We start from the raw sequence: 24,904 nt of genomic DNA, 5'->3' as shown, positions 1-24,904 counted from the left end.
TTAGAAACTAATATTAACACCTAAGTTCCACACTCTAGCTGATGGGTATGGTGCAATATCATATCCAGGCATCATATCAGAAGTACCATTACTAACTTCTGGGTCATAACCAGTGTAGTTTGTCAATGTAAATACATTCTGAATAGAACCATATACTCTCAGTTTAGACAATCCTAAACCTTTTAGCATATTGTCATTGAATGTATATCCTACAGTCACATTTTTCAATCGGATAAATGAACCATCTTCAATAAACATAGATGACAATGCTTGATAGTTATCTTTACTAGTGGATCCAAATCCAGGAATATCAGTATTCTCATTTTCTGGAGTCCAGCGATTCAAGATATCAGGATTCACTGGATCTGTATTGGTTACTCCCATTGTTTTTGCACGAACATAGTTGAATACATCCTGTCCAACAGTAGAAGTGAACATAAATGACACATCCAAATTCTTGTATGATACATTGTTAGAGAATCCAAAATACCAACTAGGAGTAGCATTTCCGATAATTGTTTTATCTGAAGTATTAATTGTGTTGTCGTTGTTTTGGTCCATAAAACGAGGGTCTCCTGGCTTAGCTCCATATACAGCCGCTTCTGCTGTTTGAGAAGATTTCCATACTCCTTCATATTTATAACCATAAAATTCTCCTGAAGGACGACCTACAATAATCTTAGAAGTAAGTCCAGAAGCCCCAATAAATGGCATCTCTGTTGCTCCATTCAGATCTAAAATCTTTTGGTTGTTACTTGTTGCAGTAATGGTACCATTATATTTTAAATCTCCTTTTCCTAAATTAAGACCTAGAGATAAATCAACCCCTTTATTTTCAAGAGAACCAACATTCTTAAGCTCATTAGAGAAACCTGACACATATGCAGTGTTTACATAAAGTAGAATATTAGAAGTTTTCTTATAGTAATAATCTGCCGTCAAACTGATCATTCCTTCCCAAAGAGTAAGATCTGCTCCAATATTAGATTGTGTTGTAGTTTCCCATGAAAGATCAGGACTATCAGGATAAGCTACCGACAAACCGATATATTTATCAGTACCATTCAAAGAGTAGTTACCTGATGGAGTCATAATCGACTTAGAACGATATGGATCTGTTGCCTGGCTACCAGTCTGACCAACACCTAATCTTAGTTTGAAGTTATTGATTATTTCAGAATCTTCCATAAAGCTCTCTTCTGACACTCTCCAAGCAACCGAAGCACTTGGGAAATAACCCCATTTGTTTCCCTTTGCAAATTTAGAAGAACCATCCGCACGTACAGAACCAGTGAAAAGGTATTTTCCTTTATAGCTGTAGTTTACACGTGACAAGAATGACATCAAAGCCCATTGGTTCGTAAAGCTTGACTTATAATTAGAAGACATCGCTCCAAGGTTTAACATATAATAACCTCTATTTAAGAAGAAATCATTTGCAGAAAAAGAGTTTTTGTTTCCAGATGAACCACTCTGCTCATTAGCCAAAGTAATATTCAGGTTATGATCTCCAAAACTGTTGATATAAGACAGCGTATTTGTATTCTGCCATAGTGTATTCATAGAGTTAGAAGCATTTCCCTTCTCTTTTCCACGACCAGAATATAGATACTTGTTATCAAAACCATAGTTATTGCTACTGTTCATCACATACCCTCCAGCAACAGACAAAATCAATTTAGGAGTAATACGATAAGATAATGAGGCATTAACTGTAGCATTCGTTTTTGTTGCCTCTTTATTCAACTCATTGATATCTGCAACAGGATTATTTACAGTAGGAAATGAAGATTCTGTATATTCTCCATTCTCATCGTAAATTGGTAACGTTGGTTCAAAAACCAATGCATCTGTTGGAGGAGTTCCATTAGGCCACTTCAAGTTAAATTTTTTATCCTTAGAACGAAAACCACTAATATTTACTTTAAAGTTCAATTTATCAGTAAGATCTGCATCTAAATTCAAACGATAATTTAATCTATTATAGTTTGAATTTTTCATGATTCCATCTTGATTCAGATATTGACCTGAAAACATGAAACGCATTTTATCAGTACCTCCTGTAAAAGACAAGTTATGATTTTGAACTGGTGCCGAAGTATAGATCTCATCTTGCCAATTATGTCCACCACTCTTTCTGAAAGCATCAATCTGATCCTGTGTATATGTATTCGTTTTACCAAAAGCCACTCTTTTTGCATTCACCACCTCAGCATAAGATGCTGCATCTAGTACGTCTAATTTCTTAGAGACTCTTTGTTGTCCGTAATATCCATTATATGAAACTTTAAAATCTCCTTTTTTACCAGACTTTGTAGTTACCAAGATGACTCCATTTGATCCTCTAGATCCATATATTGCAGTAGCAGATGCATCCTTTAGAACTTCAAGACTTGCAATATCGTTTGGATTCAACTCTTTTAATGAGCCACCTACAAAACCATCAATTACAACTAGCGGTGCATTGCTACCAGAGATAGAGTTGGCTCCACGAACACGAATTTTGATATCTCCACCTGGGGCACCACTATTTGATGTAACAGTTACACCAGCCATCTTTCCTTGAAGTGCCTCGTTTACTGTTGTTGTGTTTGCCTTTAAGATATCATCTGATTTTACCCCAACGGTAGAACCAGTCACATCACTTTTTTTCATTACACCATAACCAACAGCAACCACCTCACCAAGAGAGATTGCATCTTCTTTAAGTGTAATATTTATCACGGATTTACCTGAGGGAACTAGTTCTTGAGTAACGAACCCTACATATGAATAGCGAATAACAGCCGTTTTACTATCTGAAATATTTAAAGTATAATTTCCTTCAAAATCAGTGATAGTTCCAACTGTAGTCCCCTTTAAAAGAACAGTAACACCAGGCAGTGATACTCCCTTTTCATCCTTTACGACTCCTTTTATCGTCGCCTTCTGTGCCATTACATTACCTCCTACTAAAGAAAGTAACAACAACATCGTCCCTATAAAAAGTCTACGATGCCAAGCTTGATCTACTTGTTTCATAATCTATAGTTAGTTATTTAAAAAGTCCCCCAAGACCATCAAGATCATAAGATGATATAATGTACACCTTACTTTCTGAAGCCCTAAGTAATGATAGATTCTCATTTTAAATCTTGTTCATCAAATACCACATCTTAAAATATTCACACCCAAAACTCTTTCGGTCATATTAAGTACAGTCCCATAATGGACAAATCAATGATCATCAAATACTTTATTGATTCGATTCAAATCTATAAACTATGATATATAGTAAGTTAATTAAGGTTCAAATTGGACAATTACACCCAATCATACGAACTATTAAATCAGAAAAACAGGATATAAAGAGACACTTTTACACATTTTTTATTCAATTACGTACAATTTTTACCTTACATTAACCTAAATGGCCATATCACAACATATTATTCACAACAATTACATGTCTTATGCAATTATTAACTACACAAAAGGTTGATTACAAATAAATTAACAATAACAAAACAATCATGCACTGAATCCCATCACTTCATTAATAGTACCAAAGCATCAAAATGGTACTAACAATCACGAAATTAAACCAAGATAATAGCTTGATAACACTGAGAAGATTTGAAAATAGGAACGATTTCGAATAACAACGTAGGCCTTTCTTTCTCTCTATATATAAGTTGTTTTATACAACTTATATATAATTACAGGGCATTTTCATAAAAATGTTAAATGACAAAAAGAGAAGCCATCTTTCTAATATCAGATAAGAACTTTTCTCTCTGAGCCTTAATGTTTTTAGGTTTATTTCGTTGTATTAAATTAACTACCGTTGTAATTAATATTGCCATTCCTTTTGCTTGATTTCTATTGGAGCATCGTATATTATCTTCAGAGAATAGAACATCTCTTATATAATTACTCATTTCTATCGTCCAGTGTCCCCTAATAGCTTTCGCATATTTATGTGGATGTATTTCATTACAATCTCGGTTACTAATATAATATGAGGTTTCTATCGACCTTTTATTCGAGTTTACTATTAGGCGATCTCTATCGACTTTAATTAAACTCTTGATTCCACAATGAACCCACTTTTCATCAAGTGTAACCTTTCTGATGTCATAAAAAGAGTAAGTTCTTGTTTCTTTTCTTCCATGTCCTTTATTATCAATTGAAAGGCTCATAAACTCAACACTTGACTGTTCATGATTCCGTAATTCTACATTCAAATTCTTTTGGTTATTCTTTACTTGTGCAATGTAGATTCCTTTGGCACTTTCACATTTCTCAAGAGTCTCAAACTGTGTATGAAGCGCATCAAATGTTAAGTTCGAAGATGCCAAAGATAGATCATTTAAGAGCTCTCTTACCGTCGTTATTTCACTTTCTTTAGCTCCTTCATAAAATGTTGCGGCTGTAGATATTTTATCCTTTTGACTTATGCCGTATACAATATTTAGACCTCGTTTTTGCCCTAGACTCTTTGCTATTGTTCCTCGTAGCTCTTTGCCATCTAAAGAAATCCAGTCATCATCATCTTTTGTGTTCTGCCATCCAAAATAGCTTGATTGAACCTCTTGATAATTAGTTGAAGCTAAAAAGGATATTATACGACGTAATTGACTATATGATATAGGTTTACATTTTGGCAGTCCAACGATCTTGCGTAATATAGAATGATAATTCTCTAGAAAACGAGAAATCTCAGACAGCAAGGTATTTCCAGTAATAATTGATAGAGTGATACCTACAAGGACAAACTCTAAATCATGCTTCTTCCCTCGTGTATCTCTAGGATCTACTAAATTTTCTTTCAAATATTCATAGTATTCCTTAACTTCGTTTTTTTAGTCATCTTAAAGGTTTTATATGTTTGTCGTTATTCAAATAAAACACTTTTTGATGACTTTTTTAGTTTTTATGGAAAAGCCCTGTATATAATTACGATAGAGCCCATGGGCTTCTAATAATTAATTCATAAAATCATTAGAAATAAAAAAAGCTATCCCATAGGAATAGCTTTTTTTATAATAGGATATTATCAACTATTTAATCACAAAAGGATCATTATACTTTTTCAGATCTTCTCTCAAAATAGTTTCCATCTTACGAACGATTCTTTTATTCTTATCTGCAATATTTTTCATCTGAAATGGGTCTTTCTTTCTATCATAAAGTAGGATCTTTTGTCCTTCCCCTTTCATTCGATTTATTACAAATGTATAGCGTTCATTTCGTACTCCTCTACTTCCTTTTTTGTGTGTACCATAGACCATTCTCATATACCACTGATGCGATGGTGCATCTTTCGCCTTCTCTCCATGAATAACGGAAGTATAGTCATATCCTTTTAAGTTACTTGGCACTTTATCAGCCATTCCAAGAAGTCCTAAGAGCGTTGGGTAGATATCTAATGAACCTAATTGGTAGTCCACATCATCTCCTTCGGTTACACCTGGCACCTTAACAATAAAAGGGACTCTCATAGACTCTTCGAACCAATTATTTTTTGTAATCTTTTCATGAATCCCCATACAGTCACCATGATCAGAAGTAAATACTACAATAGTATTATCATCAATACCTTGATCTTTCAAAGACTTTAGAATGCGACCAAATTGCTCATCTACTCCAGAGATACAAGCATAATAATTTTTAATATTCCTTCTATAATGATCGCCCCATTTCGTACCTTTTGCCTCGATACTAGGTTTGGTACACAGTTTTTCAACATCAAGGTCTTTATAAATATCTTTATATTTCTGTGGTACTTGACTGTAAGGTGTGTGAGGAGGGTTGATACTAACGACTAAAGCAAAAGGTTTACTACCATCGCGATATTTACCTTCAGTGTTTTTTATATATTCTATTGCTTTATTCGCTTCATGTATAGGTCCCCATTCATTATAGAACTTAAACCCGTTTCTTGGAGAATCCGTATCCCAATACATTGGATTTAAATGATAATCATAAGTTCCATAAGCATGCCAATAACTGAATCCATGACGTCTATCTGGGGAACACCACTCATTCCACTTCATTTTTCCCACATTGTTCTTACACTTGATGTATGGTTCTCTTGGAGAATCAAGGTGCCACTTTCCAACATATCCTAGATCATAACCATTCGAAGCCAATATATCAGACCAACAAACAGCATCTTTTTGAAGTTCAACTCCATATTTCTCGGTTTCACTATTCACATTTAGAGTCACCTTATTCTTTATCGGATAGAGACCTGAAAAGATCATGGCACGAGTCGGAGAACAAACGGGGTAATTAGCAATCGCTTGGGTAAAATTAACCGCTTCACTCTTAAACTGATCCAAAGAAGGAGTTTTTACTAGAACTTCATCCTCGAATCCCATTGCTTCTCCTCTCATTTGATCTGGAAAAACGAATATAATATTGGGTTGTTTCTGTTGCGCAATACTACAGGTCGATGTAAATATTGCTCCCAGCCCAACAAAGAGTCGTGCTACAACATTTAATTTCATAATGGTTTATGTTTTAATGGTTAACAATAACAAAGGAACTAAAAAAAACGGACCAAATATTAATAGGGCCGCCATTGTATATTAAATTATATTAAATAGAGATCCTATATTCTATGATAAAACAATCTGGTGATATAATTGTATCTTATATTATACAACAAAGTTAGTTATTATGAACTTTATATTAGAGACCCCTCAAGAGATCTCATTTGAACATATGTTAATCCGAATTATAATCTCTATGATATTTGGAGTATGCATTGGACTAGAGAGAGAATTAAACAGACAACCTGCAGGACTAAGAACTCATGCCCTCATATGTATTGGCTCCACATTGATCATGTTAGTCTCTATATGGATTCCTCAATTCTACCACTACAATGACGAAATCGACCCAACTAGAATTGCAGCACAAGTAGTGTCAGGTATTGGTTTTGTAGGAGCAGGAGCAATCATTAAATTAGGAACCAATATACGAGGAATCACTACCGCTTCTTCTATTTGGTCATGTGGAGCTATTGGGCTTGCTGTTGGAGTCGGATTATTTAAAATTGCAGCCGTAACCACTTTCATTGTTCTACTCGTATTAATCACATTTAGTATCATAGAGAGCAAAGTATTTTCCTATGGCTCCTTAAAAAGAATTATCGTTACCTCTCACGAATTGGAAGTCCATAACAAACATTTGGAAGAGATATTGAAAAAGAATAAGATCAAAATACGCTCTCTTGACATTGAAGTACAATATACACCGAAAACAGTAATTAAGCATAGTTTCTTGGTAAACTTTGAACGTAAAGTGAATATCCATTCACTTCATAAAGATCTAAAAAAATTGAATATGAATATCTCCAAAGTCTCTATTAAAGAGATCTAAGAAGGTTGTAATATTCTTCTAATTTGTCCCCAATCATCTGTAGAATCAATCAAAAAAGGAGAATCTTTTAGTGTACTAGGAACGTTCTCTTTGTCTCCAAAATAGATGGTTTTGATACCAAAGTCAACGCCACCTTGAACATCCGCTTCTAGAGAGTCGCCAATCATTAAAGCGTTTATTTTAGATGAATTAGCACAAGACAGTGCACGTTGAAAGATCTTAGGAGAAGGTTTAGGTGCTCCAACTTCCTCAGAGATTACCACATGATCAATAAACTGATCAATTTTACTAGTATACATTTTTTTTCTCTGAACCGATTTAAAACCATTGGTTACAACAACAATCGTATATCGTCCTTTTGCATATTCTAAAAACTCTAATGCACCAGGCATTAGTTTATTTTGCAAAGGCATAAATTCTAAATAAGTGTCATTTAACTTTAACCCGAGCCCTTTCGCTTTCGGTAATACCATTTCAAAGGTATCCTCAAAGCGTCCAACAATCAATTTATCTTTATCAATCTGACGTTGACGATATAGGCCCCAATAGCGCTTATTTATCTTTTCGTATTCTTCAAAAAACAGATCATAATCATCCACCCAATCGAAGATATTCATATGATCCATTGCCTGCATCAATGCTACTTTAGAGTTTGACTCAAAATCCCAAAGGGTGTGATCTAGGTCAATTAATAATGTTTGTACCATTTTAAATCTCTTCATTGGGGTTATTGTTCATAAGCTTCTGTAAGAAAGCATTCATAATTTGATCTCTACTTGGGTTATCAAATAGAGAGAGATTGATATAGTAATATCGCCCAAAATCTCCATCCAACTGAAACCACAATATTGTTTTAATACCAAACAGATGATTCTTAATAAATATATTAGAAATTGATTTATTGTTTAGATTAAAACGTCGGATATCTTTCTTAAAGAGCTCTTTTTGGTTCACCTCTACCCCATCCTCATGAACCATGACATCAATCTGATCAGGTTCCATATAGAGAAACAAAGAAATATCCGAAATAAAAAAAAGACCAACCCACCATAGATACTCATTCTTATGAAACAATAAAAACATTACAGTCACAAGGATATAAACAACCATAGACCCTTTAAATAGGCCATAAATTGATTTCTGTGAGATTTTATTTGATATTTTCATACCTAATTAGCTTCAGTTTTGAGACATTGGAAAGATAAACAAACAGACTTAACTTTCCTTTTTTTTCCATTAAATTAACGCTTAAATCATATGATAAACGAACCATTTCGTTATGAATTGTATTAATTTTGTAGTCACACATTAATTTATCTAAATCACATATGATAAAAGAGGCAAAGATTCAATCCGATGTAATCATCACCAATCAGATTGTTGATGAGATCCGAAAACTTCTAAAACAATACGAAAATAGATCTATTTTTGTATTTACTGATATAAATACCACAAAGTTTTGCTTACCAATTTTTTCAGACCTCTTTAAAACATATCCTATATCCTATTTCGAAATGGAGCCGGGTGAGGAAAACAAGTCAATGGAAACAGTCGTTGACATGTGGAATTTTTTCGGAGACAATGGAGCGGATCGTAAATCTCTTGTCATTCAGATAGGTGGTGGATTACTTACCGATATTGGTGGTTTTGCAGCATCCACATTCAAAAGAGGGATGGACTTTGTAAATATTCCCACTACGCTACTATCTCAAGTAGACGCTTCTGTTGGAGGAAAAACTGGATTTAATTTTAATGGTTTAAAAAATGAAATAGGTGTAATTCGACAACCTAATAGAGTGTTTATCGACCCAATATTTTTAAAGACATTAGAATCAAATCATATTATTTCAGGATATGCTGAAATGTTGAAACATGGATTCATCTTTGATAAGAAGCATCTTGATCTTCTTCTTCAGACAGATATCGTTCAGATAGATTCACAGGATGTTTCAAGTCTAATCAAAAGATCCATCGAGATCAAAGACCATTTTGTTCATATTGACCCGAATGAAAAAGGGATAAGAAAAGCTCTAAACTTCGGACATACTATAGGGCATTCACTCGAAAGTTTCTTTATATCCAATCATGTACACCCACAACATGGTTATGCTGTTGCTTGGGGAATGATTGCAGAGCTCTATCTATCCTATCTAAGAAAAGAACTACCTCTGTCACAGGTCGATCATTATAGTAATGAGATAATCAAACACTTCGGAGATCTACCTATTAAAATAGAGAAAAAACATTACGATACACTTCTACAATGGATCTCCAAGGATAAGAAGAACGAAGGGAAGAAAATTAACTTCACCCTATTATCCGAAATTGGGAAATATAGTATTAATGAAGATGCCACACAAGAGGAGATTTTAGATTCAATCGAGTTCTTAATACAAAAAACAGCAAATAACGATGAGATATAAGATAGAAAAGAAAGACAACGCTTTACAGGGAGTAATTACACTTCCTGCATCAAAGAGTATCTGTAATAGAGCATTGATCATGAATGCACTATCGCCCTCTCCTATCCAAATAGAGAATATTTCTGAAAGTGATGACTCTAAAGTCATGCTCAAAGCACTATCACTAGACAGCAATACTATAGATATAGGACATGCTGGTACAGCAATGAGATTCCTAACCGCCTTTTTCTCACAAAAAGAGGGAGAATGGATTCTTACAGGTTCTTCAAGAATGAAGGAGAGACCTATAGCAGTACTTGTAGAGGCTCTAAAGAAGATGGGTGCTGAAATATCATATACAGAAAAAGAGGGATACCCTCCACTAAAAATAAAAGGGAAAAACCTACAAGGGGGTGCACTATCATTGGATGGAAGTGTCAGCAGTCAATATATCTCTGCAATATTAATGTTAGCTCCTACACTAAAAGATGGAATCGAATTGACATTAACAAACAGAGTAATCTCGAGGTCCTATATTGAGCTTACATTAGAGATGATGAAGCATTTTGGGGTAGAATCTCATTTTGAAGAGAACAAAATCACCATTACACCTCAACAATACAAAGCAACAGAATTTCTTTGCGAGAGCGACTGGACAGGCGCCTCTTATATATATCAAATAGCTGCACTTTGCGATAACGTAGACCTCACCTTACCATATTTATTTAAAAACAGCTTACAAGGAGACTGTGCCATCATCAACTGGTTCGAGAAATTTGGTATTACAACAACCGAAACAGATAAGGGGTTACAAATTAAAAAAACGGGGCAATTCACAGAGGATAAACTAGAATTAGACTTCATCCTAAATCCAGATGTAGCCCAAACGATGGCAGTCCTTTGTGGTATTTTAAAAATACCTTTCCATTTCAGCGGTCTTGAGACGTTGAAGATTAAGGAGACTGATCGAATCCATGCTCTTCAAGTAGAGTGTGCAAAAATGGGGATGAAACTAATAGAGCCAATAGAAGGAAGTCTTTCTTGGGATGGAACTTTCGATCAATCACTAAAACAAGAACCCAATATCTTTGACACATACAAAGACCACAGAATGGCGATGTCATACTGTGCTGTTGGAATGTTCAATCACCCCATCTATATCAACGAACCAATGGTAGTAACCAAATCATATCCAAGATTTTGGGATGACATGAAAAATGCAGGTTTCACTATCGAAGAGGTCAAAAAAAATTAAACCTATGATAGAGCCATTTAATGACAACTACTTTATGAAACAAGCCCTTATAGAAGCAGATATTGCGTTTCAAGAAGGAGAAATCCCTATTGGCGCTATTATCGTTTCGGAAGGGCATATTATTGGGAAGGGACATAATCGGACAGAATGTCTAAACGATGTAACAGCCCATGCAGAAATGCAAGCCATTACTGCTGCTGCTGAAACTCTTGGCGGTAAATATTTAAACAACTGTACCCTATATGTTACTGTCGAACCATGTTCTATGTGTGCTGGAGCATTAGGGTGGTCACAAATTAGTAAAGTAGTATACGGAACAGGTGATAACAAAAGAGGATTTACAAACATTTCACCTAAGGCCCTTCACCCCAAGACAGAAATCACAGCAGGAGTCTTAGAAGAACAATGCAAAGAGATGATGGATCACTTCTTTAAAACCAAAAGAGGTTAAAATTATGTTTCATTTACAAAATAATTTATAAACTTTTCATAAGGGTTGACAGTTTATTTTATATTTATTAGAATTATCTTTGTAAAATCTCTCTTTATAAAAATGGAGAGTATAAATATGTTTTTTCCTGAATAAATTAATTGAATTATGAGTGTACATAACGAAGCAAAAAAAGGGGATATTGCCGAAACTGTACTTCTTCCTGGAGATCCACAGAGAGCGAAATTTATCGCAGAGAATTTTCTAGAAGATGCTGTTTGCTATAACAATGTTCGAGGAATGTTGGGATACACCGGCACATACAAAGGGAAAAGAGTGAGCGTTCAAGGAACTGGAATGGGTATACCATCTATTTCTATTGTCGTAACAGAGCTTATCACCGAGTATGATTGTAAAAACCTTATTCGAATTGGAACATGTGGTTCAATGCAGGAAGATGTACATGTAAGAGATCTTATTCTAGGACTTGGAGCATGTACAGATAGTAACGTCAACCGTATCCGTTTTGGAGGAAAAGATTATGCAGCAATTGCTGACTTCGATCTTCTTCTAAAAGCTTACAACAAAGCTACAGACAAAGGATTTACAACGCATGTTGGAAATATTCTTAGTTCGGATACATTCTATCATGATGAACATCTTGGAGATGTATCAAAAGCATGGAGAGAATTTGGCGTTATGGCAGTAGAGATGGAAGCTGCAGCACTTTATACAATTGCTGCGAAACACAAAAGAAAAGCGTTAACCATCCTAACTGTTAGTGACCACATTATTACAGGTGAGGCAACCACCGCAGAAGAAAGACAGAACACTTTCACCAAGATGATGGAAGTAGCACTTGAGCTTGCTTAATTATTGTTCTTCGAAAATAAACCAGTAACCAGTTTTTTAGGAATCGAACTCATTTGATATCTGGACCATAGACAGATAGGTTGATTCACACTAAAGAACTGGTTATTTTTTTATCTATCATTTGACTACTTTATTCGGATTCTTTTTTATAAAATCGGACCACGATGAGGCGCCAGATCTTTTTAAAGGATTTCTCTCTTGTAGATGATGACATACTGCCGCAGCCAATCCATCAGTAGCATCTAGTTCTTTAGGCAGGATCTCTATTTTAAACATACTTTTTAAGAAGTATGCTACCTGTTCTTTACTAGCACTACCACTTCCGGTGATTGCTTGTTTTATTTTCAAAGGAGCATATTCAAACACTTGTTTTTCAAGAGAGAGTGCAGCAACCATTGCAACCCCTTGAGCTCTTCCAAGTTTCAACATCGACTGAACATTCTTTCCAAAGAAAGGAGCTTCTAGTGCCACCTCATCTGGATTATACTGTTTCACAAGAGAGAGGGTTCGCTGAAAAATATGATGTATCTTATCATAATGGGTATTAAACTCTGAAGTCTTTACGACACCCATAGATATAAGTTTCAACTTTCCTTGAACGACTTCAACCACACCATAACCCATCACATTCGTACCTGGATCGATTCCAAGAATCACTTTATTCTTCTGTTCCTTTGTCAATGTCACAAACTCCTTTTTTATAAATGATTTATTCAAAAATAGAAAGCAAAGATATCTTTTTTCTCTTTGATTGTCTATTTAAATGAGAGCCTGCCTCTTTCAGACTGGTATTAAACTCAAAACCAATAATCAACGAGTATGAATTTAGATACAACCACATCAACACAACCAACATGGCACCAATAGAACCATAAAGGGTGTTATAACGTCCAAAATTGTCGATATAATAGGTAAATCCGGTAGATATTAAAACAGTCAATAATGCTGCAATAGCACCTCCAATAGATACCGTTGACCATTTTGCTCTTTTGGCTGGTGCAAACATATAGAGGCATGTATAAGCACAATATAAAAAAGCAAAACCCACAATCCAGCGAAGGATATTCAGCAAAAAAGAGAAAATATTATCTTCCAGGATTCCTTTCATTATAAGCCAAGAGTAGAGATATTTTCCTACAACAATCAAGGATACAGCAATAGTCACAAATAAAGTCATGATGAGGACAAGCATTAGTGCCACCAATCGCTGATTCAATATAGACCTAGAATCTACTTCATGGAGCGAAGCATTAAAGGCACTAATCATTGCATCAATACCACTTGTGGAGAATATCATTGCTGCAATAAAACCGAAGCTAAGTAATCCTCCATGAGGTTGCGTCAAAACATCATTAATCGTTCCCTCTATCGCATAGTATGCATTATGAGGCATCGCTTGAAATAGCACTCCCATCAACTGTTCCTGAAAGTCATCAATTGGAATATACGGAAGGAGAGTAAAAAGAAAAATGATGGTAGGGAACATTGCGACAAAGACATTAAAAGCAATGGCAGAAGCCCGAACACTCAGACGGCCTCCCACAATACCCCTAATAAAGAAAATTATAAAATCATAGAGAGGCACGCCTCCCATCATTGGGATAGTAACTTTTCGGGCAGTAATAAAAACAGCCAATCCCCTTCTTCTAAGATAGGTCTTATTCCACTTCATTGAAAATAATTAGAGGTCCACTTACTCTTTCTCAAATCGTAACTGGTACACTTTTTGATTTGAATCGGTTCCTTTTACTAAGAAATAGACTCTAAACTGTCCACTAGAAGTAACTAGATTACCAATAACATAGGTAGCATCAGGTTTCCCCCCATTATGGAGAGAGGTAAACTTGGTAGGTTGATATTTATTAAAGAAAGAAGTCACAATCACTTTTGCCTGATCCTTACTGTAAATACCCTCCTTATCTAATACTACTAACTCTACGGATTCATTAAAAAAAGCAGCAAGTCTTGATGCATCTCCTTGAGTTAAAGCATTGGATACTTTATCTACTATTCCAGCCTGGGCTACCATCGCAACACAGATAAAAAGAATAGCTAAAATACTCTTATGGATGAAACTTTTCATAATAAAATCATTTATACATTAAAAAAACAACACATATACTCTCTTTAAAAGATCTAAAGACACATAGTCAATATCGCTCATATCTGTTTATTATTGAGATTCTCAATAGAAACATTGTTTTATATTCATCATAACATCATCTCTAGAAGTACAGAATATAAAAGCACAAGCATTGTCGATTAAAAAGAGTTTCTATGCAGTATCGTATGACTACCTTCTCAAAAAAAGAATCTTCACAAGAAACACAACACTAATTATAATATCAAAAATACACAAAAAATGTTTACTACAACTTTTAAAACCTAAAATTAAAATTAAAATTGATTCATAATCAGTAGTACAAAGCATATTAATGTCAAGAGATTAAACATTTTAAAATGCCATAACATCTCTATTTCAAAAGAACCATTTGTATATCTTTGTACCATCATTTTATATAAAACGAACAAACAGTACATCCAATAGTTTCAATCAAAATGAAGATAACATTTTTAGTAATAGGCAAAACAGATCAAAAATATCTCCAAGAAGGAATAAACATCTTTGAAAAGAGGTTGGGACACTATATTCCTTACGAAATGAAAATTATTCCTGACATCAAAAACACTAAAAATCTTAGTGAGAATCAGCAGAAAGAGAAAGAAGGTGAAATGATTCTTCAACAAGTACAGAACAGTGATGTGATGATTCTTATGGACGAAAGGGGACAAATGTTTGATTCTGTAGATTTTTCTAAATATCTTGAGAAAAAGATGGTAATGGGGACACGAAATTTAATCTTTGTAATTGGAGGGCCTTATGGATTTGCACAGAAAATATACGACAGGTCCAATGGAAAGATATCCCTCTCTAAGATGACATTTTCACACCAGATGGTTCGACTTATTTTTGTTGAACAACTTTATAGAGCCATGACCATTCTAAAAAACGAACCATATCATCATCAATAATAGAGTATGACTATGAACATTATGAATCGTTCCTTCAAAAGTTTCTCATATAGTTTTTTGATTGCATTAATTCTATTAGTTACTGCTACACTATTGAATGGAACTTTTCATAATAAAGGGGATAAAAAGATTGAATTTGAAACATTCCAAAATATTTTCCTTCAAGAGATCGAACTTCTTGACAGCCTTTCAAATCCAATTATCAGCGAAATAAGCAATGAGGACAATATTTTAGACTCAACGATTCAAAACATTGCCACAAGTCTACCCTCCAACTTTAGATTATCACTATATAAATCGGGAGAGCTTACCTATTGGAGCAATAACGATTGGTCGTTCTATAATACCTATAACCCCAAATTGATGGGAGATGGTATTCATCAATATCCCAATGGCTGGTACTATAATAAAGCAATTGATATTAATCAAGAGAACACATTAGTCCTCTCTTTTTTAATCAAAGAAGAGTTCTCTTATTCTAATAAATACTTAAAACCATGCTTTAATGGACCATTCTCAGGCATTCACAACATTAATTTACATACAAAGCAGCAGATTTTTAGTATTCCAATACACTCTTCGGAAGGAAAAGCAGCGCTATATATCTCCTATCAAACAAGATCATCTAACGACGATCCTAGTAGGTCTACCCTCCTCTTTATATTAGTATTCCTATCACTAATCTTTTTATATGGTGCTACAACAAGAGTAATAAAAGCTATATATAAAAGTTTTTTCTCCCAACTATTAGCAACGTTAAGTATCTACGTAATCGTCTTTTTTGGGTATAAATACTTTATTATACCCAATCTAAATCTACCTTTTTTTGATCCCTATGATTTAGCGATATGTGGATTCATCGACTCATTAGGAACATTTTTTCTATTAGGTATATGTATCTTCTGTTTTGTTATCAACAACAATATATTGATCATTAATAGCGATCAAAAAAAAGAGAAACACATTAAAATAGTATACTTTGGGATATACCTACTAACCTTACTACTATGGATGTTCTACAGTTACTATCTTAAAATTGGAATTCAAGATTCAAATATTAATCCATTCTTCGCCAAAGAGCTGCAGTTCAACTTCAATAATATACTATTTGTTCTATCTATTGTATTAACATTCTTCTCATTTGTTATCTCATTCCAATCATGGAATCTTATCAATGAGCGTCTTCATCGAGGTTATTCCTTTAAGATTATACTGAGTGCTATTATTCTTCTATGCTCTATCCCTGTCATTTCTTACAACTTAAAACTTCTTGTGGTAGTGACACTACTCTTTGGATTAGCAACAACCATACAGATAAAAACAAAAGAATCTGATCGCTATAAATACCGTTATCTTATTCTATTTCTTTACACATTATTAGGAGCATTTACTTATGTTATTATTTGCAGCCAAGGAGTTCAGGAGAGACTAACAAAACACAGAGAAGTATATGCAGAAAGGATAAAGAATGAGAGAGATCCCAATGCAGAAATCACCTTTGAAAAGATCAGTACTGCAATTCTAAAAGACTCTACACTCACAGAGATGTTATCTGAAGGGCGCAAAATAGATGACTATCTTTTGAGAAGTTATTTTAATGGATACCTTGCCAAATACAATACGACAGTTTCGCTTTATAGTGAATATGATAACCTCAATATTGAGAATAGCGATCAATGGGTTCCAGCGAATCAATTCTTTAATGAGTTAATCAAAAAGAAAGGACTTCCAACTAATGATACCCACTTCTCTTCTATCAAAGCGATGGATGGGAGAATAAACTATCTTGGACGTTTCGATATAAAAGGGGAATATCAAAACTATATTCTTATTGTTGAGCTTACATCAAAAACTTTTGATGAATCTAAAGGTTACCCAGAACTACTTCTAGATGATCACATTAAAAAGGTATATAGCACCAAGTCAGAAAAGTTCTCCTATGCTAGATACCATAATGGCATTCTAGTAATGAAAAGAGGAAGTTGTAAATATCCAGCACAATTGAGTGAGATAGAGAAGAGTGATACATCCGATTTCTTTTTTACAAAATCGCGTGTTTATGACCACTCCATCGTTTCTCTCAATAAAAATACAACCATTGTTATTAGCTTTTTAAAGAAGAGCTGGAGAGATATCATCGTAAATATATCCTACTCGCTAATACTATTCTACACATTTGGGGTAATCATCTTACTGCTTTTTTTTAATCGAAGAGTACCAATAAAAACTCATGAATTAAAGTATAAAATTCAATACTCAATCGTCATCTTAGTATTAACTCCTCTGCTAATTTTAGCCATTGGGGTGATAACCTATACATACCTTCAATACAAAGACCAGAATAGAGATGACTTGAATAAAAAAGTACAAGAGGTGACAACCTCTCTACAAATCAATTTTGGATCTACTCAAGAGTTAAACCACGAGACAGCTTCTTATATCGGACAAGAGCTAAATCATCTCTCTGAGATTCTTTGGACAGATATTAACTTTTATGACACCAATGGAATTCTAGCGACTTCTAGTAGGCCAGAGATCTTTACACAAGGGCTTATTGGAAACCGCATGAATAGAAAAGCATACAACCAACTCAAAAAAGATTATATCAATAAATTCATACATACCGAACACATAGGTAGATTGGAATACCTATCTATCTATGTCCCTTTTAGAAACGATAAGGATAAAATCCTAGGATATATCAATATTCCTTACTTCTCAAGAACAAATGATTTAGTAAAACAGATCACAACATTTGTCATAACCTTTGTAAATCTCTTTGTTATAATTCTTTTGGTATGTCTATCTGTCGCAATTATTATTGCTCAAAAACTAACCTCTCCTCTCACCATGATTGAAGAGAAGATACAGACCATGAGATTCGGTGAGAGTAACGAAAAAATACACTATCCCGCCAATGATGAAATTGGAAAGCTTGTACAGAGATACAATGAGAAGGTAGATGAACTAGAGAAAAGTGCCAAACTGCTTGCTAAAAATGAGAGAGAGGGAGCTTGGAGGGAGATGGCACGTCAAATCGCACACGAAATAAAGAACCCGTTGACTCCAATGAAACTGAATATCCAATATCTTCAAAAGATGCACAACAGTAATTCAGACCGTTTCGACAACTATTTTGATAAGGTAACCCAAACCCTCATTGAACAAATTGACACCTTATCCAACATTGCCACCTCATTCTCCTCTTTTGCCAAAATCCCAAGTGCGAGCATTCAAGAGGTAGACCTATATAGTGTGATTAACGAGGTAATCCACCTATTCTCCTCCTCTGGCACAATACACTGGAATAGAGAAGATGACAAACCGATGATTGTTCTTGCTGACAAAGAGCAACTTGGGCGTCTGTTTATCAACTTAATAAAGAATGCACAACAAGCGGTATTAGAAGAACAAGAGAGTATTATTCAGATTGATACTAAGTCAATCGATAATTACTATCAAATTGTCATTAAAGATAATGGTACAGGAATTCCTTTAGAGATACAAGATCGTCTGTTTGAACCATATTTTACCACCAAGAGTCAAGGGACAGGACTAGGATTGGCCATTGTTAAAAAAATTATTGAAACGATTAATGGTTCTATTGACTTTACTACAAGCAAAGAAGATGGAACCACCTTTACCATAAAAATCAAACAATCATAATATAAACATCGCACGGACCTACTCGTGAAATACAAAGATTGCCATTAGATCTATTATGTTTTATTCGTATCTTGCCCGAAGATTTAAATCTATAAAACAAACATATGAATAAATTAATTACCTCGCTATTGGTGACTCTATCTCTGGCTTCATGCACCAATATAAAAACAAAAAAAGAGGAAGATAATTCAACGAAACTGCCTTTCTTTGGCCTGGCTGGAAAACTACAACTACCTCAAACCAAAATGCTTCCACCTACTTTTGACATCACAAAGTTCGGTGCCATAGCCAATGATTCCAAAGACGATACCGAAGCAATCCAAGCAGCCATTAATGCTGCAGAAAATGCTGGTGGCGGAACAGTACTTATCCCTAAAGGTCGCTATGTAGTCCTTTCGGATGTTTCTACTAAAGTGATCGAAATCAATCATAGCAACATCCATATCAAAGGAGAAGGACAAGGTTCTGATGGATCTATCATTGTCTCTATGAATCCTAGAACACAACATAAAGATGAGTTCCCTTGGTTATCCCCATCTGTTTTTCATACAGGATTAAAGATTCATGACACCTACTCTTTTTACGATATCAAAGATCAAAAAGAGAAACATAAGGTCCAGAAAGATACTCCAAAAGGGAATAACATAATCACTATTGATTCTACAGAAGGAATAAAGAGTGGAGATGTGATATTAATAGGGATGCAAAATTTGAAAGACCAACCCTCTCTAATGAAAAAATTGATGAATCAAGTGAAGTTTGAATCTTTTCAAACAAGCTATATTCAAGCAAAAGAGAGAGAGGACTGGAGCTATCAGTGGTTCACAAGAGTTTCTAAAGTAATAGACAAACACAATATAGAACTAACCCATGCATTAAGACACACATTGGAGACCAAATACAATGCTTCAGTGGTAAAAATGCCGATGCTTCAAAATATCACCTTCTCGAACCTTCGTTTTGAAAGTACGTGGAAAGGTGGATATGTACACCATAAAACCAAGGAATTCGACTATGGTTGGTCTGCAATTGCACTAAATCGTGTAATCAATGGTCATATTCAAAACATCACCATTCACAACTATACCCAAGGAGTACAACTAGTGAATAGCTGCAACTCTACCATTGAAGACATCTCGATCACAGGAATTCCGGGTCACTATTCCGTAAAGTTATACCATTCCAATGACAACCTGTTTCAGAATATTAATGTAGAGGCTGAAAGAACTCACGGACCTTCTATAGAGGGCGCCTCGCAAGGAAATGTTTTCCGTTTGTTCACTTTTAAAACACCGCAACCATTAGACCTACATGGACTAGGAGGTATCGGTTTTATGCCACCAATGAATAATCTATTTGAACAGATGTCAAACGTAATCGCTGTGATGGGAGGTGCTGCACCACAAAACACGCCACATGCAGGACCAGGAAATGTATTCTATAATATTGAAATGACTGGAAAGAAACATGGCAAATACCTCGAAGTATTTCACTCATGGATCTATCAAACTCCAGATAAATTTAAAATTGAAAAAAGAGATGATTGTCATATTCAATACATTGGATCCAAAGTAATTGGAGTATATAATACAAACAAAACCCTTACGGTAGACCATAAAGTGAACAATATTCTAAATAAAGAAGTAATGGTTCAAGATCTAAATCAAAAACCAAAAACAGCCTCTCTTTTCTTATCACAAAAAGAAGCCCTATTAAAATAGCAATTTGCTCTAATTAAATCACTACTTTTGCATACGAAAGAATAAATTCGAAGTTTTATTATGACAGAAATCGGAAAAATAAATCAACTACACATCGTTAAAGACCACACTGCAGGGATATATCTTGACGGAGAAGATCTTGGAGAGATACTTCTTCCAAACCGATATGTACCAGAGAATTGTGCGCCTGGAGACCTTTTAGAAGTATTTATCTACTTGGACTCAGAAGATCGACTCGTGGCAAGCACCGACTTTCCTAAAGTAATGGTTGAACAGTTTGGGTTTCTTGAAGTAAAACAGGTAAATCATATCGGTGCATTTATGGATTGGGGATTACCAAAAGATCTTTTGGTTCCTTTCAAAGAGCAACATACAAAGATGAGCGAAGGAGAATATTACTTAGTATTCACCTATCTTGATCCTATTACAAATCGTATTGTTGCTACTACGAAGACAAACAAACTCTTAGGAAATATAAAACCAGAGCTTGAGAGAGGAGATAAAGTAGAGGCACTTATATGTGATGAAAGAGAGATTGGTTATACCGTCATTGTCAATAATAAATATCGAGGGATGGTCTATAAAAACGAAACTTTCGAGAACATCGAACCTGGAGACAGAATCGATGCCTTTGTAAAAAACGTTAGAGAAGATTACAAAATCGATCTACAGACGACTCCTCTCGGATATAAGAAAGTCGACGATACCGCAGAACGTCTATTGATTACACTTCAACAGTTTGGTGGAAGGATTAAGATTACAGACAAATCGGATCCAGAGACAATCAAAGAGATCTTTGGTATGAGTAAAAAAACGTTTAAAAAGACGCTTGGAATGCTATACAAACAACGAAAGGTAGTCCTTGAAGAGAATGCAATTGCTATTGTAAAAGAGGAAAAAGAGTAGTCTCATCCCACAACCATTTGGGAAAGAGATAGCACTGCTTCAATTTTATCAAAACATAAAGTAAAAAGGGTTTCCAATCGGAAACCCTTTTTACTTCATTACTGTATATCAATATTTAGAAAATCGCTATTTATACATAACCTTGATCCATCATAGAGTCCGCAACTTTTACGAAACCACCTACGTTTGCACCTTGGATATAGTTTACTTTATCGCCTTTTCGGCCATAACGAACACAAGTATCGTGAATATCTTTCATGATAATTTTCAATCTTTCATCCACTTCTTCTTCTCTCCAAGAATAACGCATGCTGTTTTGTGACATCTCCAAACCTGAAACGGCAACACCACCAGCGTTAACAGCTTTACCTGGAGCAAAAGTAGTTTTGTCTGTCAACAAGAATGCTGCTTCAGCAGTACATCCCATATTAGACACCTCTGCCACCATCATCACATCATTTGCAAGAAGCTTTTTAGCATCTTCTTCGTTCAACTCATTCTCACAAGCACAAGGAAGGGCAACATCTACTTTACATTCCCATGGTTTTTTACCTGCATGGAACTCTGCACCGAACTCTTCAGCATATGGAGAAACGATATCGTTATTTGTAGCACGAAGCTCAAGCATATAGTCTACTTTTTCGCCAGTGATACCCTCTTTATCATAGATATAACCATCAGGGCCAGAAATAGTAACAACTTTTCCACCTAGTTCGTTAATCTTCTTGATACATCCCCAAGCAACATTACCAAAACCAGAAACACTGAACGTCTTTCCTTTAATCTCTTGGTTCATCTCATGAAGCATATGCTGAACAAAATAAACAGCACCATATCCTGTTGCTTCTGGACGAATTAAACTACCACCCCAATTGGTTCCTTTACCAGTTAAAACACCTGTAAATTCATTCCGTAGTCTCTTATACTGTCCGAAAAGATATCCAATTTCACGACCACCAACACCTATATCCCCTGCAGGAACATCAGTATTTGGTCCAATGTGGCGAGACAATTCAGTCATAAAGCTTTGACAGAATCTCATGATCTCATTATCACTACGACCTTTGGCATTGAAATCAGAACCTCCTTTTCCACCTCCCATAGGTAGGGTTGTCAATGAGTTTTTGAAAGTTTGCTCAAAACCTAAGAACTTCAAAATACTCAAGTTCACACTAGGGTGAAATCTTAAACCACCTTTATAAGGTCCAATAGCGCTATTGAACTCCACACGATAACCACGGTTGATCTCTACATCTCCTTGATCGTTAACCCATGGTACACGGAACATTATTACACGCTCAGGTTCCACCATTCGCTCAAGAATCTTCGCTTTTTTATAGCGTGGATTTGCATTGTACACATCCCATACAGTTTCAACAACTTCTTCTACTGCTTGATGGAATTCGCTTTCTCCTGGTGTACGGGCCTTTAAGGCCTCCATGAATTCATTAATCTCTGTATTCATAGATCTAAGTTTAAAATAGTTATTTTTTCACCTTGAAAAAATCAACTCCCCAGTCGATTACTGAGCGGGTTGGTTTGGGTGGATTACTAATTCAAAGGTATAGTTTTAATTAAGATGACAAAATGATTTTTATTATATTTTGAGCACAAGTTTTTTATTATAAAACCCTACTATACAAACCATTAGAAACTTTTAAATGTTTGAAAGCATAATTATATATATAACATATGCTTACTATTTAGAATGATATTTAAATTATAATACACGATTATAAATAGAGAGTATAAATAAAAAGAGAGAGAAAAGTAATGAAATTGAAAGAATATGAAAGTCCACCTTACAATCTGAAACTAAAGGGAGGAGGCATAATATCTCTTAAGCGATCCAATCGCTAATAAAAAAACATAGGAGGGATTATATTTTTATTATAAAGCACTTGAATCCACCACTCTTTTCCACAAATAATAAAAGATCGATCTACTACTCCATATGAGTTAGAAGTTCCAAACAAGCCGTTTTGTCTCTGTTTAGTTGCAAGACCAAATCATCGAGCGAATCAAAACGAATCTCATCTCTCACCCTTTGAACAAAATCGATCTGAAGGTTCTTCCCATAAATATCTTGATTAAAATCAAAGATATGTGCTTCAATAGAGCAAGTAGGTTTCTGTTCGTTTAAAGTAGGTCGAATCCCAATGTTCAACATACCTTTATATACTATTCCATTGTAATGAATCAAAATAGCATAAACTCCGACCTTTGGAATCAACTTACGTGGATCATCCACTGCAATATTGGCTGTTGGAAACTTTATCTGTCTTCCAATCTGCTTCCCATAAACGACACTACCAGAGACAGCATAATATTCACCAAGAAGTTCTTTCATATGCAAAAGATCCCCCGACTCTATCTTTTTTCGAATCAAAGAGGAGCTTAGATTATAATCAGAAACTCTCTTTTGCCCCAATCTAGATAGCTGAAATCCATATTGGTCACCATACCGCTCTAAAACAGCAACCTCTGAAACTTGATCTTTGCCAAACTTATGATCATATCCCAATAGAAGAAACCTTAAAGAGAGTTTTTCCACCAAAATATTCTCAATAAACATTTCGGCAGTCAACGAAGCAAAGTCACGAGAGAATGGGAAAAATACAAGATAGTCTACACCCAAAGACTCTATTTTACGAATCTTCTCATTCTGAGATGAAAGAATAGAGATATGCGACGGATCTTTTGAAAATACCTCTTGAGGATACGGATCAAAAGTAAATACAACAGAACAGAGACCTCTAGTTCTCGCCTCTTGAACCAAATGAGAAATTAAATATTGATGTCCTAAATGGACCCCATCAAAAGTTCCAACTGTTATGGCTGCATTTGGAATTTCAAACGACTCCAAGTGATATATTATTTCCACGTTTATCCTTTAAGTTCGACCCCACAAAAATAGTGATTCCATTTCGTTTCCAATAATCTTTCTATCTATATTGAAAACCGTTTATACAATTCTTCTTTATCCTCCCCAAAAAAACTCTGGCAATTTGGCTCCAGGTAAGGTACTTCGTCCACCTTTACCTCTCAATAAGAGATAAAGTCAAATAGGGTTTTATCGAGACAGTGCAACTCCCCCACCAAAAACGCTATATTTGCCCCACCCAAATCGTGTTTCCTCAATAGATAACGGCATATTTGTCCATATTTTATTCGAATCTCACGCATGGTTCATCCATCGAATCGATGGAGAATCGATGGACAAACCATGAACAAACCATGGACAAAC

The 24,904-nt window shown here is 35.0% G+C and carries 19 protein-coding genes; 9 read left to right on the top strand and 10 right to left on the bottom strand.

The features are described from left to right. The 3 genes from K4L44_12520 to K4L44_12510 form a co-directional block, all read right to left on the bottom strand. Positions 1–3,021, bottom strand: coding sequence for a TonB-dependent receptor (locus tag K4L44_12520; GenBank protein ID QZE13404.1), 3,021 nt, complete (start codon positions 3,019–3,021; stop codon positions 1–3). Positions 3,022–3,722: 701 nt separating this feature from the next. Next, complete coding sequence (locus tag K4L44_12515; protein QZE13403.1) at positions 3,723–4,814, bottom strand: ISAs1 family transposase; 1,092 nt, start codon at positions 4,812–4,814, stop codon at positions 3,723–3,725. 228 nt (positions 4,815–5,042) lie between these two features. Continuing rightward, positions 5,043–6,494, bottom strand: a complete 1,452-nt coding sequence (locus K4L44_12510) for a sulfatase-like hydrolase/transferase (protein ID QZE13402.1) — start codon at positions 6,492–6,494, stop codon at positions 5,043–5,045. A gap of 172 nt (positions 6,495–6,666) precedes the next feature. Here K4L44_12510 and K4L44_12505 point away from each other — a divergent pair, with 172 nt between their 5' ends. Then, a complete protein-coding gene (locus K4L44_12505; GenBank protein QZE13401.1) occupies positions 6,667–7,371 on the top strand; it encodes an MgtC/SapB family protein in 705 nt (234 codons plus the stop codon). Here K4L44_12505 and K4L44_12500 read toward each other — a convergent pair. Both K4L44_12500 and K4L44_12495 read right to left on the bottom strand, forming a co-directional pair. After that, entirely contained in the window at positions 7,368–8,093 is a 726-nt protein-coding gene (locus K4L44_12500) for a YjjG family noncanonical pyrimidine nucleotidase (protein ID QZE13400.1), read from the bottom strand. The genes K4L44_12505 and K4L44_12500 overlap by 4 nt on opposite strands. Beyond that, positions 8,080–8,538 (bottom strand): hypothetical protein, encoded by a 459-nt coding sequence (locus K4L44_12495; protein ID QZE13399.1) that lies wholly within the window; start codon positions 8,536–8,538, stop codon positions 8,080–8,082. Before K4L44_12495 ends, K4L44_12500 begins: the two co-directional genes overlap by 14 nt. Before the next feature lie 161 nt (positions 8,539–8,699). Here K4L44_12495 and aroB point away from each other — a divergent pair, with 161 nt between their 5' ends. The 4 genes from aroB to deoD all read left to right on the top strand — a co-directional run bounded on the left by aroB (position 8,700) and on the right by deoD (position 12,331). Continuing rightward, on the top strand, positions 8,700–9,794 hold the full coding sequence (gene aroB, locus K4L44_12490) for a 3-dehydroquinate synthase (protein QZE13398.1): 1,095 nt from the start codon (positions 8,700–8,702) through the stop codon (positions 9,792–9,794). Beyond that, complete coding sequence (locus K4L44_12485) at positions 9,784–11,028, top strand: 3-phosphoshikimate 1-carboxyvinyltransferase (protein ID QZE13397.1); 1,245 nt, start codon at positions 9,784–9,786, stop codon at positions 11,026–11,028. The genes aroB and K4L44_12485 overlap by 11 nt, the downstream gene beginning before the upstream one ends. 7 nt (positions 11,029–11,035) lie before the next feature. Then, positions 11,036–11,479 (top strand): nucleoside deaminase, encoded by a 444-nt coding sequence (locus K4L44_12480; protein QZE16006.1) that lies wholly within the window; start codon positions 11,036–11,038, stop codon positions 11,477–11,479. 147 nt (positions 11,480–11,626) lie between these two features. Further along, positions 11,627–12,331 (top strand): purine-nucleoside phosphorylase, encoded by a 705-nt coding sequence (gene deoD / locus K4L44_12475; protein QZE13396.1) that lies wholly within the window; start codon positions 11,627–11,629, stop codon positions 12,329–12,331. A gap of 117 nt (positions 12,332–12,448) precedes the next feature. Here deoD and ruvC read toward each other — a convergent pair whose 3' ends face one another. The 3 genes from ruvC to K4L44_12460 all read right to left on the bottom strand — a co-directional run bounded on the left by ruvC (position 12,449) and on the right by K4L44_12460 (position 14,414). Beyond that, positions 12,449–12,955 (bottom strand): crossover junction endodeoxyribonuclease RuvC, encoded by a 507-nt coding sequence (gene ruvC / locus K4L44_12470; protein QZE16005.1) that lies wholly within the window; start codon positions 12,953–12,955, stop codon positions 12,449–12,451. A gap of 85 nt (positions 12,956–13,040) precedes the next feature. After that, positions 13,041–14,003 carry a YihY/virulence factor BrkB family protein gene (locus K4L44_12465; protein ID QZE13395.1) on the bottom strand — a complete coding sequence of 321 codons (963 nt, stop codon included), beginning with the start codon at positions 14,001–14,003 and terminating at the stop codon, positions 13,041–13,043. Between the two features lie 21 nt (positions 14,004–14,024). After that, complete coding sequence (locus K4L44_12460) at positions 14,025–14,414, bottom strand: DUF4783 domain-containing protein (protein ID QZE13394.1); 390 nt, start codon at positions 14,412–14,414, stop codon at positions 14,025–14,027. 476 nt (positions 14,415–14,890) lie between these two features. Between K4L44_12460 and rlmH the strand changes: the two genes are divergently transcribed. The 4 genes from rlmH (at position 14,891) to K4L44_12440 (ending at position 21,657) form a co-directional block, all read left to right on the top strand. Continuing rightward, positions 14,891–15,364, top strand: a complete 474-nt coding sequence (rlmH, locus tag K4L44_12455; protein ID QZE13393.1) for a 23S rRNA (pseudouridine(1915)-N(3))-methyltransferase RlmH — start codon at positions 14,891–14,893, stop codon at positions 15,362–15,364. A 12-nt stretch (positions 15,365–15,376) separates the two neighbouring features. Next, positions 15,377–19,030, top strand: coding sequence for a GHKL domain-containing protein (locus tag K4L44_12450; GenBank protein ID QZE13392.1), 3,654 nt, complete (start codon positions 15,377–15,379; stop codon positions 19,028–19,030). A 104-nt stretch (positions 19,031–19,134) separates the two neighbouring features. Further along, positions 19,135–20,751 (top strand): hypothetical protein, encoded by a 1,617-nt coding sequence (locus tag K4L44_12445; protein QZE13391.1) that lies wholly within the window; start codon positions 19,135–19,137, stop codon positions 20,749–20,751. A gap of 60 nt (positions 20,752–20,811) precedes the next feature. After that, positions 20,812–21,657: a GntR family transcriptional regulator gene (locus tag K4L44_12440; protein QZE13390.1), complete on the top strand. Its 846-nt coding sequence runs from the start codon at positions 20,812–20,814 to the stop codon at positions 21,655–21,657. Between the two features lie 130 nt (positions 21,658–21,787). Here the strand turns inward: K4L44_12440 and gdhA are convergent, their stop codons facing one another. Together gdhA and K4L44_12430 are read right to left on the bottom strand one after the other, a co-directional pair. Next, the gene (gene gdhA / locus K4L44_12435; protein QZE13389.1) at positions 21,788–23,122 is read right to left on the bottom strand and encodes an NADP-specific glutamate dehydrogenase; all 1,335 of its coding nucleotides are present in this window, start codon (positions 23,120–23,122) and stop codon (positions 21,788–21,790) included. A gap of 480 nt (positions 23,123–23,602) precedes the next feature. After that, a complete protein-coding gene (locus tag K4L44_12430; protein QZE13388.1) occupies positions 23,603–24,541 on the bottom strand; it encodes a bifunctional riboflavin kinase/FAD synthetase in 939 nt (312 codons plus the stop codon). Between the last annotated feature and the right edge of the window lie 363 nt (positions 24,542–24,904).

The organism is Prolixibacteraceae bacterium (assembly GCA_019720755.1).
Taxonomy (GTDB): domain Bacteria; phylum Bacteroidota; class Bacteroidia; order Bacteroidales; family Prolixibacteraceae; genus Halosquirtibacter; species Halosquirtibacter laminarini.
Note: the sequence above shows the minus strand (reverse complement) of the source record. Positions and strands in the feature narration are given on the sequence as shown.

Excerpts from the sequence above, each read along its gene's own strand:
- K4L44_12520 (QZE13404.1), bottom strand. The coding sequence starts at position 3,021 with ATGAAACAAGTAGATCAAGCTTGGCATCGTAGACTTTTTATAGGGACG.
- K4L44_12510 (QZE13402.1), bottom strand. The coding sequence starts at position 6,494 with ATGAAATTAAATGTTGTAGCACGACTCTTTGTTGGGCTGGGAGCAATA.
- K4L44_12505 (QZE13401.1), top strand. The coding sequence starts at position 6,667 with ATGAACTTTATATTAGAGACCCCTCAAGAGATCTCATTTGAACATATG.
- K4L44_12500 (QZE13400.1), bottom strand. The coding sequence starts at position 8,093 with ATGAAGAGATTTAAAATGGTACAAACATTATTAATTGACCTAGATCAC.
- K4L44_12495 (QZE13399.1), bottom strand. The coding sequence starts at position 8,538 with ATGAAAATATCAAATAAAATCTCACAGAAATCAATTTATGGCCTATTT.
- aroB (QZE13398.1), top strand. The coding sequence starts at position 8,700 with ATGATAAAAGAGGCAAAGATTCAATCCGATGTAATCATCACCAATCAG.
- K4L44_12485 (QZE13397.1), top strand. The coding sequence starts at position 9,784 with ATGAGATATAAGATAGAAAAGAAAGACAACGCTTTACAGGGAGTAATT.
- deoD (QZE13396.1), top strand. The coding sequence starts at position 11,627 with ATGAGTGTACATAACGAAGCAAAAAAAGGGGATATTGCCGAAACTGTA.
- ruvC (QZE16005.1), bottom strand. The coding sequence starts at position 12,955 with ATGGGTTATGGTGTGGTTGAAGTCGTTCAAGGAAAGTTGAAACTTATA.
- K4L44_12465 (QZE13395.1), bottom strand. The coding sequence starts at position 14,003 with ATGAAGTGGAATAAGACCTATCTTAGAAGAAGGGGATTGGCTGTTTTT.
- K4L44_12460 (QZE13394.1), bottom strand. The coding sequence starts at position 14,414 with ATGAAAAGTTTCATCCATAAGAGTATTTTAGCTATTCTTTTTATCTGT.
- rlmH (QZE13393.1), top strand. The coding sequence starts at position 14,891 with ATGAAGATAACATTTTTAGTAATAGGCAAAACAGATCAAAAATATCTC.
- K4L44_12450 (QZE13392.1), top strand. The coding sequence starts at position 15,377 with ATGAACATTATGAATCGTTCCTTCAAAAGTTTCTCATATAGTTTTTTG.
- K4L44_12445 (QZE13391.1), top strand. The coding sequence starts at position 19,135 with ATGAATAAATTAATTACCTCGCTATTGGTGACTCTATCTCTGGCTTCA.
- K4L44_12440 (QZE13390.1), top strand. The coding sequence starts at position 20,812 with ATGACAGAAATCGGAAAAATAAATCAACTACACATCGTTAAAGACCAC.
- gdhA (QZE13389.1), bottom strand. The coding sequence starts at position 23,122 with ATGAATACAGAGATTAATGAATTCATGGAGGCCTTAAAGGCCCGTACA.